This is a genomic window from Streptomyces sp. NPDC048441 (assembly GCF_043200235.1).
Lineage (GTDB): Bacteria > Actinomycetota > Actinomycetes > Streptomycetales > Streptomycetaceae > Streptomyces.
Genome location: NZ_JBICXM010000010.1, coordinates 38,919 through 56,253, shown reverse-complemented (window position 1 = coordinate 56,253; position 17,335 = coordinate 38,919). Strand labels below are relative to the sequence as shown.

General features: G+C 69.7%; 16 protein-coding genes and 1 pseudogene. 8 read left to right on the top strand and 9 right to left on the bottom strand.

Going from position 1 to position 17,335, the window contains the following annotated elements; genetic code table 11:
• Nucleotides 1–58: 58 nt before the first annotated feature.
• Entirely contained in the window at nucleotides 59–1,555 is a 1,497-nt protein-coding gene (locus ACGFSB_RS24335; protein WP_393402927.1) for a peptide MFS transporter, read from the bottom strand.
• Between the two features lie 478 nt (nucleotides 1,556–2,033).
• Here ACGFSB_RS24335 and ACGFSB_RS24330 point away from each other — a divergent pair, with 478 nt between their 5' ends.
• Both ACGFSB_RS24330 and ACGFSB_RS24325 read left to right on the top strand, forming a co-directional pair.
• The gene (locus ACGFSB_RS24330) at nucleotides 2,034–2,711 is read left to right on the top strand and encodes a response regulator transcription factor (RefSeq protein WP_351163139.1); all 678 of its coding nucleotides are present in this window, start codon (nucleotides 2,034–2,036) and stop codon (nucleotides 2,709–2,711) included.
• A gap of 276 nt (nucleotides 2,712–2,987) precedes the next feature.
• Complete coding sequence (locus ACGFSB_RS24325) at nucleotides 2,988–4,268, top strand: ATP-binding protein (protein WP_393402925.1); 1,281 nt, start codon at nucleotides 2,988–2,990, stop codon at nucleotides 4,266–4,268.
• A 60-nt stretch (nucleotides 4,269–4,328) separates the two neighbouring features.
• Here the strand turns inward: ACGFSB_RS24325 and ACGFSB_RS24320 are convergent, their stop codons facing one another.
• Entirely contained in the window at nucleotides 4,329–4,865 is a 537-nt protein-coding gene (locus ACGFSB_RS24320; RefSeq protein ID WP_393402922.1) for a GtrA family protein, read from the bottom strand.
• A 217-nt stretch (nucleotides 4,866–5,082) separates the two neighbouring features.
• Here ACGFSB_RS24320 and ACGFSB_RS24315 point away from each other — a divergent pair, with 217 nt between their 5' ends.
• The 3 genes from ACGFSB_RS24315 to ACGFSB_RS24305 are packed head-to-tail and all read left to right on the top strand — an operon-like array spanning nucleotide 5,083 to nucleotide 7,969.
• Entirely contained in the window at nucleotides 5,083–6,234 is a 1,152-nt protein-coding gene (locus ACGFSB_RS24315; RefSeq protein ID WP_393402920.1) for a 5-(carboxyamino)imidazole ribonucleotide synthase, read from the top strand.
• Entirely contained in the window at nucleotides 6,231–6,764 is a 534-nt protein-coding gene (purE, locus tag ACGFSB_RS24310; RefSeq protein WP_393402917.1) for a 5-(carboxyamino)imidazole ribonucleotide mutase, read from the top strand. The genes ACGFSB_RS24315 and purE overlap by 4 nt, the downstream gene beginning before the upstream one ends.
• Nucleotides 6,765–6,769: 5 nt before the next feature.
• On the top strand, nucleotides 6,770–7,969 hold the full coding sequence (locus tag ACGFSB_RS24305; protein ID WP_393402914.1) for a dipeptidase: 1,200 nt from the start codon (nucleotides 6,770–6,772) through the stop codon (nucleotides 7,967–7,969).
• A 99-nt stretch (nucleotides 7,970–8,068) separates the two neighbouring features.
• On the opposite strand, the gene ACGFSB_RS24300 is transcribed toward ACGFSB_RS24305, so the two are convergent.
• The gene (locus tag ACGFSB_RS24300) at nucleotides 8,069–8,962 is read right to left on the bottom strand and encodes an alpha/beta hydrolase fold domain-containing protein (protein WP_393402911.1); all 894 of its coding nucleotides are present in this window, start codon (nucleotides 8,960–8,962) and stop codon (nucleotides 8,069–8,071) included.
• A complete protein-coding gene (locus ACGFSB_RS24295; RefSeq protein WP_393402908.1) occupies nucleotides 8,947–9,504 on the bottom strand; it encodes a quercetin 2,3-dioxygenase in 558 nt (185 codons plus the stop codon). Before ACGFSB_RS24295 ends, ACGFSB_RS24300 begins: the two co-directional genes overlap by 16 nt.
• A gap of 128 nt (nucleotides 9,505–9,632) precedes the next feature.
• Here ACGFSB_RS24295 and ACGFSB_RS24290 point away from each other — a divergent pair, with 128 nt between their 5' ends.
• Nucleotides 9,633–10,094: a MarR family winged helix-turn-helix transcriptional regulator gene (locus ACGFSB_RS24290; protein WP_393402906.1), complete on the top strand. Its 462-nt coding sequence runs from the start codon at nucleotides 9,633–9,635 to the stop codon at nucleotides 10,092–10,094.
• Between the two features lie 65 nt (nucleotides 10,095–10,159).
• On the opposite strand, the pseudogene ACGFSB_RS24285 reads toward ACGFSB_RS24290, so the two are convergent.
• A pseudogene (locus tag ACGFSB_RS24285) lies at nucleotides 10,160–10,234 on the bottom strand (DUF397 domain-containing protein); the annotation flags it as partial.
• Nucleotides 10,235–10,944: 710 nt separating this feature from the next.
• Complete coding sequence (locus ACGFSB_RS24280) at nucleotides 10,945–12,102, bottom strand: acyl-CoA dehydrogenase (RefSeq protein ID WP_393402903.1); 1,158 nt, start codon at nucleotides 12,100–12,102, stop codon at nucleotides 10,945–10,947.
• A 201-nt stretch (nucleotides 12,103–12,303) separates the two neighbouring features.
• Here ACGFSB_RS24280 and ACGFSB_RS24275 point away from each other — a divergent pair, with 201 nt between their 5' ends.
• The gene (locus tag ACGFSB_RS24275; protein WP_393402900.1) at nucleotides 12,304–13,647 is read left to right on the top strand and encodes a UDP-glucose dehydrogenase family protein; all 1,344 of its coding nucleotides are present in this window, start codon (nucleotides 12,304–12,306) and stop codon (nucleotides 13,645–13,647) included.
• Between the two features lie 16 nt (nucleotides 13,648–13,663).
• On the opposite strand, the gene ACGFSB_RS24270 is transcribed toward ACGFSB_RS24275, so the two are convergent.
• Nucleotides 13,664–14,194 carry a CGNR zinc finger domain-containing protein gene (locus ACGFSB_RS24270; RefSeq protein ID WP_393402897.1) on the bottom strand — a complete coding sequence of 177 codons (531 nt, stop codon included), beginning with the start codon at nucleotides 14,192–14,194 and terminating at the stop codon, nucleotides 13,664–13,666.
• A gap of 98 nt (nucleotides 14,195–14,292) precedes the next feature.
• Between ACGFSB_RS24270 and ACGFSB_RS24265 the strand changes: the two genes are divergently transcribed.
• Nucleotides 14,293–14,664, top strand: coding sequence for a VOC family protein (locus ACGFSB_RS24265; protein ID WP_393402894.1), 372 nt, complete (start codon nucleotides 14,293–14,295; stop codon nucleotides 14,662–14,664).
• A gap of 19 nt (nucleotides 14,665–14,683) precedes the next feature.
• On the opposite strand, the gene ACGFSB_RS24260 is transcribed toward ACGFSB_RS24265, so the two are convergent.
• Together ACGFSB_RS24260 and ACGFSB_RS24255 are read right to left on the bottom strand one after the other, a co-directional pair.
• Nucleotides 14,684–15,805: a dipeptidase gene (locus tag ACGFSB_RS24260; RefSeq protein ID WP_393402891.1), complete on the bottom strand. Its 1,122-nt coding sequence runs from the start codon at nucleotides 15,803–15,805 to the stop codon at nucleotides 14,684–14,686.
• Between the two features lie 191 nt (nucleotides 15,806–15,996).
• On the bottom strand, nucleotides 15,997–17,316 hold the full coding sequence (locus ACGFSB_RS24255; RefSeq protein ID WP_393402888.1) for an LCP family protein: 1,320 nt from the start codon (nucleotides 17,314–17,316) through the stop codon (nucleotides 15,997–15,999).
• Between the last annotated feature and the right edge of the window lie 19 nt (nucleotides 17,317–17,335).

Sequence of the window (17,335 nt, the reverse complement as noted above, 5' to 3'; positions counted from 1 at the left end):
GGCCGCCGCACCCTCGGGTGCGGCGGCCCTCGTCGCGTCGTCTGTCAGCCCAGCCGACTCAGTTGACGGAACCCATCATTTCCTTGACCTTCTTGCGGTTCATCCAGATACCGAAGCCCGCGAGTACGGCGATGACCGCCTCGACGGCGACCGCACCCGACGTATCCAGGTTGATGCCGAGCTGCGGGGACGTGAGCAGGCCGGTCACGGAGTCGCCCGCGGTGACCGCGAGGAACCAGACACCCATCATCTGGGCGGTGTACTTCGCCGGCGCCATCTTCGTGGTGACCGAGAGGCCGACCGGGGAGAGGCAGAGCTCACCGACGGTCTGGATGAAGTAGATCGACACCAGCCACATCGGGCTGACCTTGCCGCCGTTGTTGGCGGTGTCGATCAGCGGGATCAGGAAGACGGCGAAGGAGATGCCGATCAGCGTGAGGCTGGAGGCGAACTTGACCGCCGTGCTCGGCTCCTTGCCCCGCTTGTTCAGCCAGAGCCACGCCGAGGCGACCACGGGGGCGAGCGCCATGATGAAGATCGGGTTCAGCGACTGGTACCAGGAGGTCGGGAAGTCGAACCCGAGCAGGCTGTTCGTCGTCTTGCCCTCGGCGAAGATCGACAGGGTCGAGCCGTTCTGGTCGTAGATCATCCAGAAGACGGCGGCGACGACGAAGAACCAGACGTAGCCCGAGAGCTTGGACTGCTCGAGGTTCGTCAGCTCCTTGTCGCGCTTCATGCGGACCAGGACGGCGATCGGGATGACCAGACCGGCGATCGTGAGCGGCATCAGCGCCCAGTCGGCGAAGTTGCCGGTCACGGCGAGGAACGTGTAGAGCGCCGCCGCCACGATCAGCCAGATCAGGCCGGTGCGCAGGGCGGACTTGCGCTGCTCGGCGGTCGCGGGCTTGGAGACCACGCTGCTCTCGCCGCTCAGGTGGCGCGAGCCGAGCATGAACTGGCCGAGGCCGAGCGCCATGCCGATCGCGGCGAGCGCGAAGCCGAAGTGCCAGTTGACGTTCTCGCCCACGGTGCCGATCGTCAGCGGGGCGAGGAAGGCACCCATGTTGATGCCGATGTAGAACAGCGTGAAGCCGCCGTCGCGGCGCGGGTCCTCCGGGCCGTCGTAGAGGTGGCCGACCATCGTGGAGATGTTCGCCTTCAGGAGGCCTGATCCGAGCGCGACGAGTGCGAGGCCGGCGAAGAAGGACACCGAGCTCGGCAGCGCGAGCGTGATGTGGCCGAGGATGACGACACCGGCGCCTATGGCGACGGTCTTGCGCGGTCCCCAGAAGCGGTCCGCGACCCAGCCGCCGGGCATGGCGAGCAGGTAGACCATCGACATGTAGACGGAGTAGATCGCCGTCGCCGTCGTGGCACTCATGTTCATGCCGCCGGGGGCGATCAGATACAGCGGGAGCAATGCCTTCATGCCGTAGAAGCTGTAGCGCTCCCACATTTCGGTCATGAAGAGTGTGGCCAGTCCGCGGGGGTGGCCGAAGAAGGTCTTCTCAGAGCCAGGGGTACCGGCTGAGTCCTTCGTCAGGCTGGACGCCATGGGTCGATCCTCGTGAGTTCGGGACGCGCGGCAGGAGCGTGTGCGCGCCCGGTGGGGGGCGGTCGGCACCGGGGTCATTCCGTCCACACCCCCACGCCCGGGGGGAGTTTCGCGCTCCGTATGGGGGAAGGCGCAGGGCGGTGACTCCGAGATCCACGCCCTGGGCGCGTCACTACGCGTTCAGGGCCCGACCACAGGTCATTCCTTCCAGGGCCGGCAGAAACCGACCCGCACATAAAAGTGACCTCAGGCCGCACAGTGGGCCAAAGGTCCTTGCGTAGTGCATCAGGCGTTGGGTCACCATACGCCACGTCAAGGCGGCATATGGAAGGACTTGAGACATGGATCACAGGTGATGTTGGAACCAACAGCCCACATTTAAAGGTGATTCTCAGGATCGCACCCCAGAGCCGCAGGCTTCAACGATCATGAGGCGATCACCCCACGATGGTCGTCCGACGCGGACTACCATCACCTCATGACCCGTGTACTGCTCGCCGAGGACGATGCGTCCATCTCGGAGCCGCTGGCCCGTGCCCTGCGCAGGGAGGGTTACGAGGTCGAAGTCCGCGAGGACGGCCCGACCGCCCTCGACGCCGGACTCCAGGGCAGCGTCGACCTTGTCGTACTCGACCTGGGGTTGCCCGGCATGGACGGCCTTGAGGTGGCCCGCCGCCTCCGTGCCGAGGGGCACACGGCGCCGATCCTCATCCTGACCGCACGCGCCGACGAGGTGGACACCGTCGTCGGCCTGGACGCGGGCGCCGACGACTACGTGACCAAACCCTTCCGCCTGGCCGAACTGCTGGCCCGCGTCCGGGCCCTGCTGCGGCGCGGGGCGGCCGAGCCGCAGCAGCCGCCGGCCACGCACGGCGTGCGGATCGACGTCGAGTCGCACCGCGCCTGGATGGGCGAGGAGGAGCTCCAGCTCACGGCCAAGGAGTTCGACCTGCTCCGGGTCCTGGTCCGCGACGCGGGGCGGGTAGTGACGCGCGACCAGCTGATGCGGGAGGTCTGGGACACGACGTGGTGGTCCTCCACGAAGACGCTGGACATGCATATCTCCTGGCTGCGCAAGAAGCTGGGCGATGATGCGGCGAATCCGCGGTACATCGCCACGGTGCGGGGTGTGGGCTTCCGCTTCGAGAAGAGCTGATCTCTCGCCTGGGGGCGCTGGAAAGTGCCCCGTAGGGGCGCGGGGAACTGCGCGACCAGCCGTCGACGGCCCGCACCTGCGGGAAGTGGGTCGATGGCAGACGCGTCTGCCTTCAACGGTCCGCCAGGCCCGTGCGGGCACGCCGTGGTTGCTCGCGCAGTTCCCCGCGCCCCTGACGGGGCAGTTCCCCGCGCCCCTGACGGGGCAGTTCCCCGCGCCCCTGACGGGGCACTTCCCCGCGCCCCTGACGGGGCCCGCATCCAGGACACTGGGTAAATGCGCCGCCGCCTGATCAACTCCACCCTCGCCGTGGTCCTCGTCGTCATCGCCGTCTTCGGCGTAAGCCTCGTCATCGTCGAGACCAGAACCATCAGCAGCAGCGCCCAGGAGCGAGTCACCTCCGAGGCGCTCCGCCTCGCCAGCATCGTCGACAGCAGGCTCATCAGTGATGAGCGGATCAACGCCGAGATCCTGCGCGACATCGCCGCCGTCGACACCGACCGCTACGCCCGCATCGAGATCCAGGGCCGCGCCCCCATCGAGATCGGCACCCGCCCCACCGGCGAGGTCATCCGGGACACGGCCAAGGGCGAGGAGGGCGAGAAGGTCACCGTCGAGGAGCCGCGCACCGCGGTCACCCAGGAGGTCGGCCGCACCCTGCTGATCATCGGCGCCGTGGCCCTGCTGGCGATCATCGCCGCCGTACTCCTCGCCGTACGCCAGGCCAACCGCCTGACCTCTCCGCTCACCGACCTCGCCGAGACCGCGGAACGCCTCGGCTCGGGCGACCCGAGGCCCCGCCACAAGCGGTACAGCGTGCCGGAGCTCGACCGCGTCGCGGACGTCCTCGACGGCAGCGCCGAGCGGATCGCCCGGATGCTGACCGCCGAGCGGCGCCTCGCGGCCGATGCCTCGCACCAGCTGCGTACGCCGCTCACGGCCCTCTCCATGCGCCTGGAGGAGATCACCGTCACCGACGACCTGGACACGGTGAAGGAGGAGGCGACGATCGCGCTCGCGCAGGTCGAGCGCCTCACCGACGTGGTACAGCGGCTGCTCACCAATTCCCGTGACCCGCGCACCGGCTCCGCCGTCTCCTTCGACCTGGACGAGGTCATCAAGCAGCAGCTGGAGGAGTGGCGCCCGGCCTACCGCAGCGCGGGCCGCGCCATCGTCAGCTCGGGCAAGCGGCAGCTGCGGGCCGTGGGCACACCGGGCGCCGTCGCGCAGGTCCTCGCGGCGCTGATCGAGAACTCGCTCATGCACGGCGGCGGCACCGTGGCGCTGCGGACCCGCGTCACGGGAAACCAGACGGTGATCGAGGTCACGGACGGCGGCCCCGGCGTCCCCGCCGATCTCGGCGCCCGGATCTTCGAGCGCACCATCAGCGGCCGCAACTCGACGGGTATCGGCCTCGCGGTGGCCAGGGATCTGGCCGAGGCGGACGGAGGCAGGCTGGAAATGCTGCAGACCAAGCCGCCGGTGTTCGGCCTGTTCCTGTCGCGTACGCCGCCGCAGAAGCGGGCAGCGGCGGATTCCGAGGAGACGGTCAGATAGCTGCCGAGGGCCGCCAGAGGGCCGTCAGGCGGCCCGTACGGCCCGTACGGGGAGAGCTGGTCAGCTGGCCCGCTGCGTAGCCGCAGCCGCGGCCCGCTTCGTGTCGGCCGTCACGTCCACCGGCTCGTCCAGGAACGATTCCGCATGGGCCACGGTCTCCCGCGCGGGCAGTGACTTGAAGACCCAGGTGCGGTAGGACCAGAAGCGGAAGCAGGTGGCGATGCCGATGCCCACGAACTTGAAGACGTTGCGCTGGAGCGGGCTGTCCCAGTCGAAGCCGTAGATCGCCGCGTACAGAACGCCGTTCTCGATCACCAGGCCGACCGCGCTGAACATCAGGAACAGCGTGAGCTCCTTGGTGCGGGAGCTCTTGTCACGGTCCCTGTACGTGAAGTAACGGAAGCCCACGTAGTTGAAGGCGATGGCGACGACCGTGGCGATCACGTTCGCGCGCACGGCCTGCAGATCAGTGGTGTGCCACAGCAGGTTGGAGACGCCGAAATTCACCAGCGTGCCCAGCGCCCCCACGGCTCCGAACTTGGCGACTTCGCGCGCGAGCTGGTCCAGTCGCACCCGTAGTGCGCCACGTTCCTTCATGGTGGTCGCCCCAACCCCCGTCGTTCCGTCGATTCGTATCGGTCATGTCGACGTAGGTGGTGATTCGGTCGCGTCAACCCAGCCATGCTAACCAGCGACCCCGCCGCTCGCGCGTGCGCGCCTCCACACTGTGGCGGCTCTGTGACGGGATCGGCCGTGCGGGGCGGGGAGAACCGGCCGTTCCGGGGTGGCCGATACAGGCCGATACCCTGGGGGTGTGACGTTCCCGGTAGTCGGCATGGTCGGCGGCGGTCAGCTCGCCCGCATGACCCACGAGGCGGGCATCCCCCTCGGCCTCAGATTCAAGCTCCTCAGTGACACCCCTCAGGACTCCGCGGCGCAGGTCGTCAGCGATGTCGTCATCGGCGACTATCGCGATCTCGACACGCTGCGTGAGTTCGCGAGGGGCTGCGACGTGATCACTTTTGATCACGAACACGTACCCACCGAGCATCTACGGGCCCTGGAGGCGGACGGCATCCCCGTCCGTCCGGGGCCTGACGCGCTGGTGCACGCCCAGGACAAGGGCGTGATGCGCGAGAAGCTCATGGAGATCGGCGTGCCGTGTCCACGCCACCGGATCGTGCGCGATCCGGCGGAGGTGGCGGCCTTCGCGGCCGAAGGCTCTTCGGACGGCGACGGCTTCCCCGTGATCCTCAAGACGGTGCGTGGCGGCTATGACGGAAAGGGGGTGTGGTTCGTACGTTCCGTCGAGGACGCCGAAGATCCCTTCCGGGCCGGTGTCCCCGTCCTGGCCGAGGAGAAGGTCGATTTCGTACGGGAGCTCGCGGCGAATGTCGTCCGCTCACCGCACGGCCAGGCCGTGGCCTACCCCGTAGTCGAGTCGCAGCAGGTCGACGGCGTCTGCGACACGGTGATCGCGCCCGCCCCCGGCCTCTCGGAGGACCTCGCGGGTCAGGCGCAGGAGCTGGCCCTCCGCATCGCCAAGGAACTCGGCGTGGTCGGCCACCTGGCGGTCGAGCTCTTCGAGACGCGCGACGGCCGCATCCTGGTCAACGAGCTCGCGATGCGCCCGCACAACTCGGGCCACTGGACGCAGGACGGGGCGATCACGTCCCAGTTCGCGAACCACGTGCGTGCCGTGCTCGACCTCCCCCTCGGAGACCCGCGCCCGCGGGCGAAGTGGACGGTCATGGCCAATGTCCTGGGCGGCGACTACCCGGACATGTACCAGGCGTATCTGCACTGCATGGCGCGTGACCCGCAGTTGAAGATCCACATGTATGGCAAGGACGTGAAGCCCGGACGCAAGGTCGGCCACGTCAACACCTACGGCGACGACCTGGACGACGTGCTCGAGCGCGCGCGTCACGCGGCCGGATATCTCAGAGGAACGATTACAGAATGACCGCACCTGTAGTTGGCATTGTCATGGGCTCGGACTCCGACTGGACGGTCATGGAGGCCGCGGCCAAGGCGCTCGACGAGTTCGAGATCCCTTACGAGGTCGACGTCCTCTCCGCGCACCGGATGCCGCGCGAGATGATCGCGTACGGCGATCAAGCGGCCGACCGCGGCATCAAGGCGATCATCGCGGGCGCGGGCGGCGCGGCACACCTGCCCGGCATGATGGCTTCGGTGACCCCGCTCCCGGTCATCGGCGTGCCCGTCCCCCTGAAGTACCTGGACGGCATGGACTCGCTCCTTTCCATCGTGCAGATGCCGGCCGGCATCCCCGTGGCGACGGTCTCGATCGGCGGCGCGCGCAACGCGGGCCTGCTCGCGGCGCGGATCCTGGCCGTTCACGACCCCGAACTCCTCACCCGTATGCAGGAGTTCCTGCAAGAACTGAACGAGCAGGCCACGGAGAAGGGCAAGCGGCTCCGGGCCAAGGTCGAAGGCACGGGTTCCGGTTTCGGCTTCGGCTCGGGAAAGTAGGCGGCATGACTTCTCCCGGCAGTGACGCTCTCGCTGAAGCCCGTGCCTTTCTCGCCGACTTCCCCGTGGTCGACGGCCACAACGACCTGCCCTGGGCGCTGCGCGAGAAGGCGGGTTACGACATCGACCGCCTCGACATCGCATCCGACCAGACGGGCCGCCTCCACACGGACATCGCACGCCTGCGGGCGGGCGGGGTCGGCGCCCAGTTCTGGTCGGTGTACGTCCGCACGGACCTGACCGGCGACGCGGCGGTCAGCGCGACGCTCGAACAGATCGACTGCGTCGACCAGTTGCTCACCCGCTACCCGTCCGACCTGCGCCGCGCGCTGACGGCCGCGGACATGGAGGAGGCGCGGGGTGAGGGCCGCATCGCGTCCCTGATGGGCGCGGAGGGCGGCCACTCGATCAACAACTCCCTCGCGACGCTGCGGTCGTTGCACGCGCTCGGTGTCCGCTACATGACGCTGACGCACAACGACAACATCGCGTGGGCGGACTCGGCAACGGATGAGCCGGGCGTCGGGGGCCTCTCCCCCTTCGGTCACGAGGTGGTCCGGGAGATGAACCGCACCGGCATACTCGTGGACTTGTCCCACGTGGCGGCGACGACGATGCGGGCGGCCCTGGACACGTCCGTGGCGCCCGTGATCTTCTCCCACTCCTCGTCCCGCGCGGTCTGCGACCACCCCCGCAACATCCCGGACGACGTCCTGGAGCGCCTGTCGGCGAACGGCGGCGTGGCGATGGCGACCTTCGTGCCGAAGTTCGTCCTCCAGGCGGCAGTTGACTGGACGTCAGCGGCCGACGAGAACATGCGGGCGCACGGGTTCCACCACCTGGACACGACGCCGGACGCGATGAAGGTGCACGCGGCCTTCGAGGAGTCGACCCCGCGCCCCGTCGCCACGGCGTCGACGGTCGCCGATCACCTCGACCACATGCGCGAGGTGGCGGGCGTCGACCACATCGGCATCGGCGGCGACTACGACGGCACGGCGTTCACTCCGGACGGCCTCGACGACGTATCGGGCTACCCGAACCTGATCGCGGAGCTCATCGGTCGCGGCTGGTCTCGGGGTGACCTCGCCAAGCTGACGTGGCAGAACGCGGTGCGGGTACTCGGCGCGGCGGAGGATGTGGCACGGGACGAGCAGTTCCGGCGCGGTCCTTCGAACGCGACGCTCCAGCAACTGGACTGCTGAGGGCCGGAGTCGGGCACAAAGGGCGGGGCGGCAGCCGATCGGCTGCCGCCCCGCCCTTCGTGCTCTCAGTCCCTTCGTGCTCTCAGTCCGCTCTTGCTCTCAGTCCGCGATCTCTTGCCTCGCGAAGCGCAACGAGCGGGCGAAGACGTCCTCCATCGCGCCGTCGGACGCGCCGTACCAGCCGTGGTCGGCGCCCGGCACCGTACGCAGCTCGACGCGTACGCCGACGTCCCGCAGCCGGGCGGCGAGTGCCTCGCTGTGCGTGCTCGGGACCATCGTGTCCTGCTCGCCGTGGACCAGGAGGAAGGGCGGGGCGTCGCGGTGCACCTGGGCGACGGGGCTGGCGGCGCGGGCCGCCGCCGGCACGGCCGATGGGGCGGCGCCGAGCAGCAGGGCCTCGGGGGTCGTGGGGTTCCCCGGGTCGTACGCACCGCACGGGACGGTCAGATCGCTCGGCGCGTACCAGACCACGGCTCCGGCGGTGGTGCTCGCGGGGTCGAGTGCCAGGAGGGAGGCGAGATGACCACCCGCCGATTCGCCCCACACCACGATCCGCCCGGTGTCGACGCCGAGTTCCGCCGCACGGAGCGTGAGCCAGCGCAGGGCGGTGCGCAGGTCGTCGAGCGGGGCGGGGAAGAGGGCCTCGCCGCTGAGCCGGTAGTCGACGCAGGCGACGGCGAAACCGGCCGCGGCGATGCGCGCGAACGGACCCGGAGCCCAGTGGCGGGTCCGCGGCCCCATGTCGTCACGCCGCCCGCGCCGCCAGGCACCGCCGTGCACGAAGAGGACGAGCGGGGCGGCGGCCGGTGCGTCTGATGCGTCCGGCAGCCAGAGGTCGAGTTCGAGCGGTCGCCCGCCCTCTGTCTCGCCGTACGGGACACCCCGCAGCAGCCGCAGGCCCGGTGCCGGGAGCGCGGCGGGCGGCAGCGGCGCGAGATCCGGGTGGGGCGCGGCGATCAGCGCCCGCAGGGCGTCGCTCACCGGGTGTGCCACTGGTGCTCGGGAAGGAAGCGCACGTCGTACCGCTCGGGAACGGTGGCGAACTTGTCGGGCGTGGGTACGACGGGTGTCCGCGGCAGGCCGAGGTCCGTGGCGGGCGCCCCGAGGTTCTCGAAGAACCGCTCGAAGGTGCCGCCGGGCCCGGCGGCGACGCCGACGACCTGGCTGTGGTGGCGCTCCATGCGGTAGGCGTGCGGACAGTTCTTCGGTACGAAGCCGAAGTCGCCGGGGGTGAGGAGCTTCTCCTGCTGTGCGCCTTCGGTGTCCTCGACGAAGAGCCGTACGGCGCCTGCGGTGACGTAGAAGACCTCGTAGGTGTCGGTGTGCAGGTGGGCCGGGATGATGTCGCCCTTGGGGCCCTCGACGGTGAAGAAGTTGAAGGCGTTGTCCGTCTGCTCGCCGCCCGCGTAGATCGTGACCAGGTCCCCGAACAGATGGGCGCGGTCGCCCTCGCCCTTCTCGATGACGTAGGGCTTGCCCGGACCGGCGGGGATGCGGGAGGAGCGCCGGTGGCGGGTGGCGTACTCGATCGTCATGGGCTCTCCCGGGGGGAAGTCTGAGGAACAGTGACGTTGAACGCAAACGTCAGGTAGCCTGACATAGTAGTCCCACCGCGGGCAAGACCGCGGGCGAGCGACCGCCCCCGAACCCATAGGCTCGCGACATGCACGACACCGGCCGCAACCTCCCGCAACTGCTCGGCGACGCCCGGCGCTGGTTCGAGGACGCGCTCCTCGCGACCCTGGAGGAGGCAGGGGAGGCCCATGTGTCCCCGACCCAGGCGGGCCTCTTCGCCGTCCTGGACGAGCAGGGCACGACGGTCTCGGAGCTGGCCCGCAGGATGGGCGTCACCCGGCAGACCGCCCACCAGGCGGTACACGGCCTGGTGGCGGCGGGCCTGCTCGAACAGGTCCCCGACCCCTCCTCCGCGCGGCAGAGGCTGATCCGCCGCACCGCGGAGGGCGAACGCACGCACCGCGAGGCGGGCCGCGTCCTGCGAAGGCTGGAGGAGACGCTCGCCGAACGCATCGGCCAGCAAACGGCGGACGCGCTGCGGGCGGCACTGGAAACTCCGTGGGGGACCCCGCCGGTGCTCGGCCGCACCTCCCCGGCAGCCGACACCTGACCGCGCCACGCTCCGGCTCGCCCCTTCCCCCACCCGCCCGCCCCCGCCTGGGGAGAGGGAGTTGTGGTGGCCACCTCCACGCACTCCTGCCCCGCGTCACTGCCGGAGAAGCTGGACTTCTGCCATATCGGATCTGACACGAGAGCCTTTCCCTACGACAGCTACGAAGGCGCAGCCGCCGCCTCGCGGATCGGACGGACCCGACCAAGGCCCTGGTGTCGGTGGCGGCGAACTGCTCCCACACTCCCAAGCCGGGCGGCTGCGGCCCGATCAATCCAGGCAAGTGTGCTTCGCACTGCTCGGGTGGTGGCGGTAGCCAGGCTGGCCGCGAGCAGACGGAAGGCGGAAGTGTGGACGCTGAGCAGGCCCGGCAAGTTGATGCCGTGCTGAGGCAGTTGGGCATCCCCGGTGTGGTGGCACCGGAGGACCCGGAGAACGCGGCGGGGCCCTGGCGTGTGTACGACACGGCCGACCCTGCCACGCGGCGGGACATGACCCCTGACGCGCTGGCATCCGTGGCCGCCAAGTTCCCTGAGGAGGAACCGCGTTCAGGGACGGGAAGTCCTGGCGATGCTGGATGCCGCTCCGCCCCGATACCGCGCGATGCTGCCCGGCGCCGACGACCCCGCGGAGGCGTCGGGGCTCGCCTGATCCGCATACGACAGCAGCCCTCGGCATCACGCCGGGGGCTGCTTTGTTTGTGCAGGTCAGTGGTCGTTTTCAGCCCAGCTCCCACCCAGGATTTCCCCAGCAGGATGCTCAGGAACAGGCGAGAACGGGCCTCAACGGGCTGGAACCCGAAACCGTCTCCCCGGCCCGCCGAAACAGCATCTGACCTGCAAAAACCCCGCTACGGAAGGTTCCGCGCCATCACGATCCGCTGGACCTGGTTCGTGCCCTCGTAGATCTGCGTGATCTTCGCGTCCCGCATCATCCGCTCGACCGGGTAGTCACGGGTGTAGCCGTAGCCGCCGAGCAGCTGGACCGCGTCCGTCGTGACCTCCATCGCGACGTCCGACGCGAAGCACTTGGCTGCCGCGCCCGCGAAGGTCAGGTCGCTGTCGCCGCGCTCCGACTTGGCCGCCGCCGCGTACGTCAGCTGACGTGCCGCCTCGATCTTCATCGCCATGTCCGCGAGCATGAACTGCACGCCCTGGAAGTCGGCGATCGGCTTGCCGAACTGCTTGCGCTCCTTGACGTAGCCCTTCGCGTAGTCGAGGGCGCCCTGGGCGATGCCGAGTGCCTGGGCCGCGATCGTGATGCGGGTGTGGTCCAGGGTCTTCATCGCCGTGGCGAAGCCGGTGCCCTCCTCGCCGATCATGCGGTCGGCGGGGATGCGAACGTTGTCGAGGTAGACCTCGCGGGTCGGCGAGCCCTTGATGCCGAGCTTCCGCTCCGGGGCGCCGAAGGAGACGCCCTCGTCCGACTTCTCCACGACGAACGCGGAGATGCCGCGCGAACGCTTCTCGGGGTCCGTCACGGCCATCACCGTGTAGTACTCGGAGACACCCGCGTTCGTGATCCAGCGCTTCACGCCGTTGAGGACCCAGAAGTCCCCGTCACGGACCGCCTTCGTCTTCATGCCGGCCGCGTCCGAACCGGCGTCCGGCTCGGAGAGGCAGTACGAGAACATGCCGTCGCCCTTGGCGAGCGGCGTCATGTACTTCTTCTTCAGCTCCTCGGACCCGGAGAGGATCACGGGGAGCGAACCCAGCTTGTTCACGGCCGGGATGAGGGAGGAGGACGCACAGACGCGCGCCACCTCCTCGATCACGATGACCGTCGCGAGAGCGTCGGCGCCCGTGCCGCCGTAGCTCTCCGGTACGTGCACCGCGTGCAGGTCGGAGGAGACGAGGGCGTCGAGCGCCTCCTGCGGGAAGCGGGCCTCCTCGTCCACCGCCGCGGCGAACGGTGCGATCTTCGCCTCCGAGAGCGAACGGATCGCGTCGCGGAGCATGTCGTGCTCCTCGGACGGGCGGTACAGGTCGAAATCAGCCGATCCGGCCAAGGTCTCTCACGCTCCAAGGTGCTAATTACCGTTAAGTAACCCAAATTTTAGAGGGCGGCTCACGCGAGGGATACGTGAGCTTGCCGACAGCCGTCGCCGGGGCGGGTGGGAGAACGGGTGGCGATGGCGGAAACGTGCCCGCGCCAGGGCCCGACTATGCTCGGGCACCGCACTGACGGCCGTATACCCCTGGAGCACCGCATGGCCCTCAAGATCACCGTGATCGGCACCGGCTATCTCGGTGCCACGCACGCCGCGGCCATGGCCGAGCTCGGCTTCGAGGTGCTCGGCCTCGATGTCGTACCCGAGAAGATCGAGATGCTCCAGCGGGGCGAGGTCCCGATGTACGAGCCCGGTCTCGAGGAGCTGCTGCGCAAGCATGTCGCCGGGATCGAGGGTTCGAGCGGGCGTCTGCGCTTCACCATGGACTGGGCGGAGGTCGCCGACTTCGGAGACGTCCACTTCGTCTGCGTGAACACCCCGCAGCGGCACGGCGAGTACGCCTGCGACATGAGCTACGTCGACAGCGCCTTCGCGCAGCTCGCCCCGCATCTGACGCGCCCCGCGCTCGTCGTGGGCAAGTCGACCGTGCCGGTCGGCTCGGCGGACCGGCTCGCGCGCGAGCTCTCCGCCGCCGCACCGGTGGGCGCGGAGGCCGAGCTCGCCTGGAACCCGGAGTTCCTGCGGGAGGGCTTCGCCGTCAAGGACACGCTGCACCCGGACCGCATCGTCGTCGGCGTACGCAGCGCGCACGCCGAGAAGCTCCTTCGCGAGGTGTACGCGGGTCCCGTGGGCGAGGGCTCGCCCTTCGTCGTGACGGACTTCCCGACCGCCGAGCTCGTGAAGACCGCCGCCAACTCCTTCCTCGCCACGAAGATCTCGTTCATCAACGCCATGGCCGAGGTGTGCGAGGCGGCCGGCGGGGATGTCGTGAAGCTGGCGGAGGCGCTCGGGTACGACGACCGGATCGGCAAGAAGTTCCTGCGGGCAGGGATCGGCTTCGGGGGCGGGTGTCTGCCCAAGGACATCCGGGCGTTCATGGCGCGGGCGGGGGAGCTGGGCGCCGACCAGGCGCTGACCTTCCTGCGGGAGATCGACTCCATCAACATGCGGCGGCGCGGGCAGATGGTGGAGATGGCGCGGGAGGCGCTGGGGGGCGGGTCCTTCCTGGGCAAGCGCGTCGCCGTCCTGGGCGCCACCTTCAAGCCGGACTCGGACGATGTGCGGGACTCGCCCGCGCTGAACGTCGCCGGGCAGATTCATCTGCAGGGCGGTCAGGTCACGGTGTACGACCCCAAGGGGATGGCGAACGCGGGGCGTCTCTTCCCGACGCTCGGGTACGCCGATTCCGCGGTGGAGGCGGTGCGGGGCGCCGATGTCGTGCTGCACCTGACGGAGTGGCAGGAGTTCCGGGAGCTCGACCCCGAGGCCCTCGGCGATGTCGCGTCGGCCCGGCTCATCCTGGACGGGCGCAACGCGCTCGACCCGGAGGTCTGGCGCGCGGCGGGCTGGACGTACCGCGCGATGGGCCGCCCGGCGGCCTGATTCATCCGTCCCTGACTCACCCCTCCCCGGCCGCACCCTTCCGCGCCCGGTAGGCCCGCATCTTGGCGCGGGCCCCGCACACCCCCATGTCGCACCACCGGCTCCGCCCGGCCGGGCTCCGGTCGTAGTACGCCCAGTGGCAGTCCGAGGCTTCGCACGCCTTGAGGCGGCTCCACGTACCGGCGGCGACCGCCTCCGCGATGGCTGCCGCCACCCGTGACACCAGCGGTGCCGGGTCGTCGGCCGGAGTGAGCGACGCCGAGCCGTCCTGTGCGTCGACCCTCACCAACAGCGGGGCTGCCGCGAGGAGTTGACCCAGCGGCGGCGCGGCCTCGTGCGGCCCGTGCCCCGCATGGGCCAGGCATGCGACCCGCAGCGACTCCCGCAGCTCCCGCGCCGCCGCCACCTCCTCCGTCCGGGGAGAGATGCCGAGCGGGGCGCGACCCTCCGCCGTGTCCAGGGCGTCCGCGCCCGACTCCAGGTCCAGGGTGTTCACCAGCGCCTGGATCAGCGCCAGGCCCCCGGGAGCAGGTGCTCTGTCATTCATGCTTGCGACGTTACCTCTAGTGGGGGAGTATGCAGTAACGACAGTTACCCGTAGCAGGCCTGTATGGGTAACCCCTTCGCGATCGAGGAGAAGTAGTCATGCCCCTCGCCAAACTCGGCGTCGTCGTACTCGACTGTCCCGACCCCCTGGCCCTCGCCACCTTCTACGCGGCCGTCATCGGCGGCACCCCCAAGGACGACGGCGAAGGCTGGGTGGACCTCGAAGGCCAGGGAGGCGGCACACCGCTCGCGTTCCAGGCCGCTCCGGACCACGTACCCCCGCAGTGGCCTTCGGCCGCGCACTCGCAGCAGTTCCATCTGGACCTCGATGTGGCGCAGGCGGAGATGGACGCGGTCGAGAAGGAGGTGCTCGCGCTCGGCGCCACCGTCCTCGACGCGGCGGACCGCGCCCGCAGCTTCCGGGTGTACGCCGACCCGGCCGGACACCCGTTCTGCCTCTGCGCCTGCTGAGAGCGCCCGAGCTTCAGGCTCAGCTTGCCCGCGGCCGCCTCTCCCGCGTCGCCCGCGCCGTGAAGTCCGCCCCGCGCAGCATCCGTTGGACATTGCCCCACGTCAGCATCGCGAGATCGGCCTCCGGCCAGTCGCGTTCGATGAGTTCGGCGATGAGATGCGGGTAGCGCGAGGCGTCGGCCAGGCCTTCGGGGTGGGTCTCCGAGGTGTCGTACGTTCCCGAGATGCCGACGCACTCCGGGCCCGCGACGCGGCGTACGTGTTCGAGGTGGTCCGCCACCTCACGGATCGAGGAGCCCGTCTGCTCGGCGGAGAGCGGCACCAGGCACAGGCCCTTGGCGGTGCCGATCGCGGTCAGCAGGTCGTCCGGGACGTTCGCCGGGGCGTCGCGCAGCGCGCGGGCTCCCGAGCGGGCGAAGAGCACCGGCGCCCTGGAGACGGCGAGTGTTCGGTGCGCCGTGGCCTCGGAGGCGCCGGACAGCTCGGCGAGCACGCCGAGCCGGTTCAGCTCGCGCACCACCTCCTCGCCGAACGGACTCAGCCCTCCCGGGCCCGCCCATGACGTACCGGACAGCGTGAGGGAGCTCAGGCCGAGGGCGTGCAGGGCGCGCAGGGTGGCGAGCGAGTCGCCGAGCGCGGCGGCGCGCGCCGGGCCGATCAGGGCGGCGATGCGGCCGCAGTTGCGGGCGTCGGCCGTCTCGGACGCCGTGCGGGCGAGCCGCAGCCCGTCGGTGTGGTCGCCGATGACCTGCTTGACGAGGTCGATCTGTTCGAGGGTCGCGCCGAGTACGTGCTCCCCGGTGATGCCGTCAGGGACGTGCACGGACCAGAACTGGGCGCCCACACCGCCCGCCCGCAGCCGCGGCACATCGGCGTCCACGCCGCTGTCACCCAGCTCCAGGTCGTACCAGGGCAGTGCGCGCAGCGCCCACGGCAGCCCGCTGTAGCCGTCGGCGACGGGATGCGCTGCCAGCAGTGCGTGGGCACGCAGGAGCGGGTCCGCCACGTGGTCCGGCGCGTGGTCCGGTGAGTGGGTGGCTGCGGGCTCGGATATGGGTGGTGGCTCGGGGGTCGCTGCGTCGGTCGTGTCAAGCTCTCCGGCTTCGGCGGTGGCGTTGAGTTCGTCTTGCAGGTCCGCCATGGCAATTGCTCCGGGTATCAGGGTGTCCGTCCTGTTCACCGTGACATGCGGGAGCCGGGGCTTCGCGGCGGGCGAAGCGTTCGGGGTACGCGTTCGGGTTACCCGGCCGGGCAGCGCGGCCGTGATCGCGGCATGGAGAAGGGCCCCGCCGATCCACCGGCGGGGCCCCGTCCACGTATCCAGGAAACGCCTCAGCCGCCCGAGACGGTCACCTTCTCGTCGTTGTTCAGCTCCGACACCATCTGCTTGACCTTGGCCTTGTCCCACAGGAGGTTGCCGCCGGACGAGCCCGAGATCGGCATGTTCATGGACTTGCCGTCACCGCCGCTGATGCCCTTCATCGCCCAGAACATGGAGCCCACGTCGAAGAGGCCCATGTCCTTGTCGACGATCAGGGTGTCCAGGCCCGCGCTCATCGTGGGGTAGAGCTTGAAGGGGTTCATGACCGTGCCGGGCGTGGCCACCTGGTGGGCCAGGGCCGCGAGGAACTTCTGCTGGTTCTTCGTACGGTCCAGGTCGCTGGAGAAGGCGTGCCGGGTGCGGACGAAGGCCAGGGCCTCCTGACCGCTCAGGGTCTGCTTGCCCGCCTCGAAGTCGGCGCCCGACCACTTGTCCTTGAAGGCCTTGGGGATGTCCATCTCGACGCCGCCGACCGAGTCCACGATCTTGGCGAAGCCGCCGAAGCCGATCTCGGCGTAGTGGTCGATCTTGAGCCCGGTGTTGTACTCGACGGTCCGCACGAGGAGCTCGGGGCCGTCCTCCGCGTACGCCGCGTTCAGCTTCGTCTGGCGGCCCTGGTTCGGGTAGAGCTTGCCGGACTCGGCGCCCTTGAAGGAGGGGATCGTGACGTTCGAGTCACGCGGCAGCGAGATCATCGTGTTCCCGCCGTCGTCCGCGACGTGCAGGATCATCATCGAGTCGGTGCGCTTGCCCTCGGCCGAGCCCGTGTGGAGCTTCTTCTTGTCCTCGGCGGTCATGCCCTCGCGGCTGTCGGAGCCGACGATCAGGTAGTTCGTGCCCGCGCCGCCGTCGGGGCGCTCGATGACCTTGGAGAGGTCGACCTCGCGCTTGAGCTTGGAGTCGGCCCAGAAGTACGTGGTGATGGAGACGGCGAGGAGCAGCACGACGAAGGTGATCGAGCCGATCTTGATGCGGCGGCGCCAGTTCGGCGCGGGGCGCGGGGCACGGGTGCCGTCGCCGCCCTGACCGCCGCCCGCGCCCTGTCCCGGCCCGTTCGGGGAGCCGTAGACCTGGCCGGTGTTGTAGCCGTCGTGGGCGTCCTGGCGGGAGGCACGGGGCTCGAACATGTCGTCGCGTGCGTCGCCGTACGGCTGGCCGTAGCCGTCGTCGTACCCGCCCTGCTGCGGGACTCCTCCCTGCTGCTGGCCCGGTCGGCCGGACGGGCCGCCGCGCTGGACATGCCGCATCCTGCGGGCGCCCTCAGGCTGCGTGCTCCCGCTGCCACGGCCGTATCCCCGGCCGTTGCCCTGGTCGTCAGGCCAATCGCTCATGTGACCCAGTGTGCCGCCT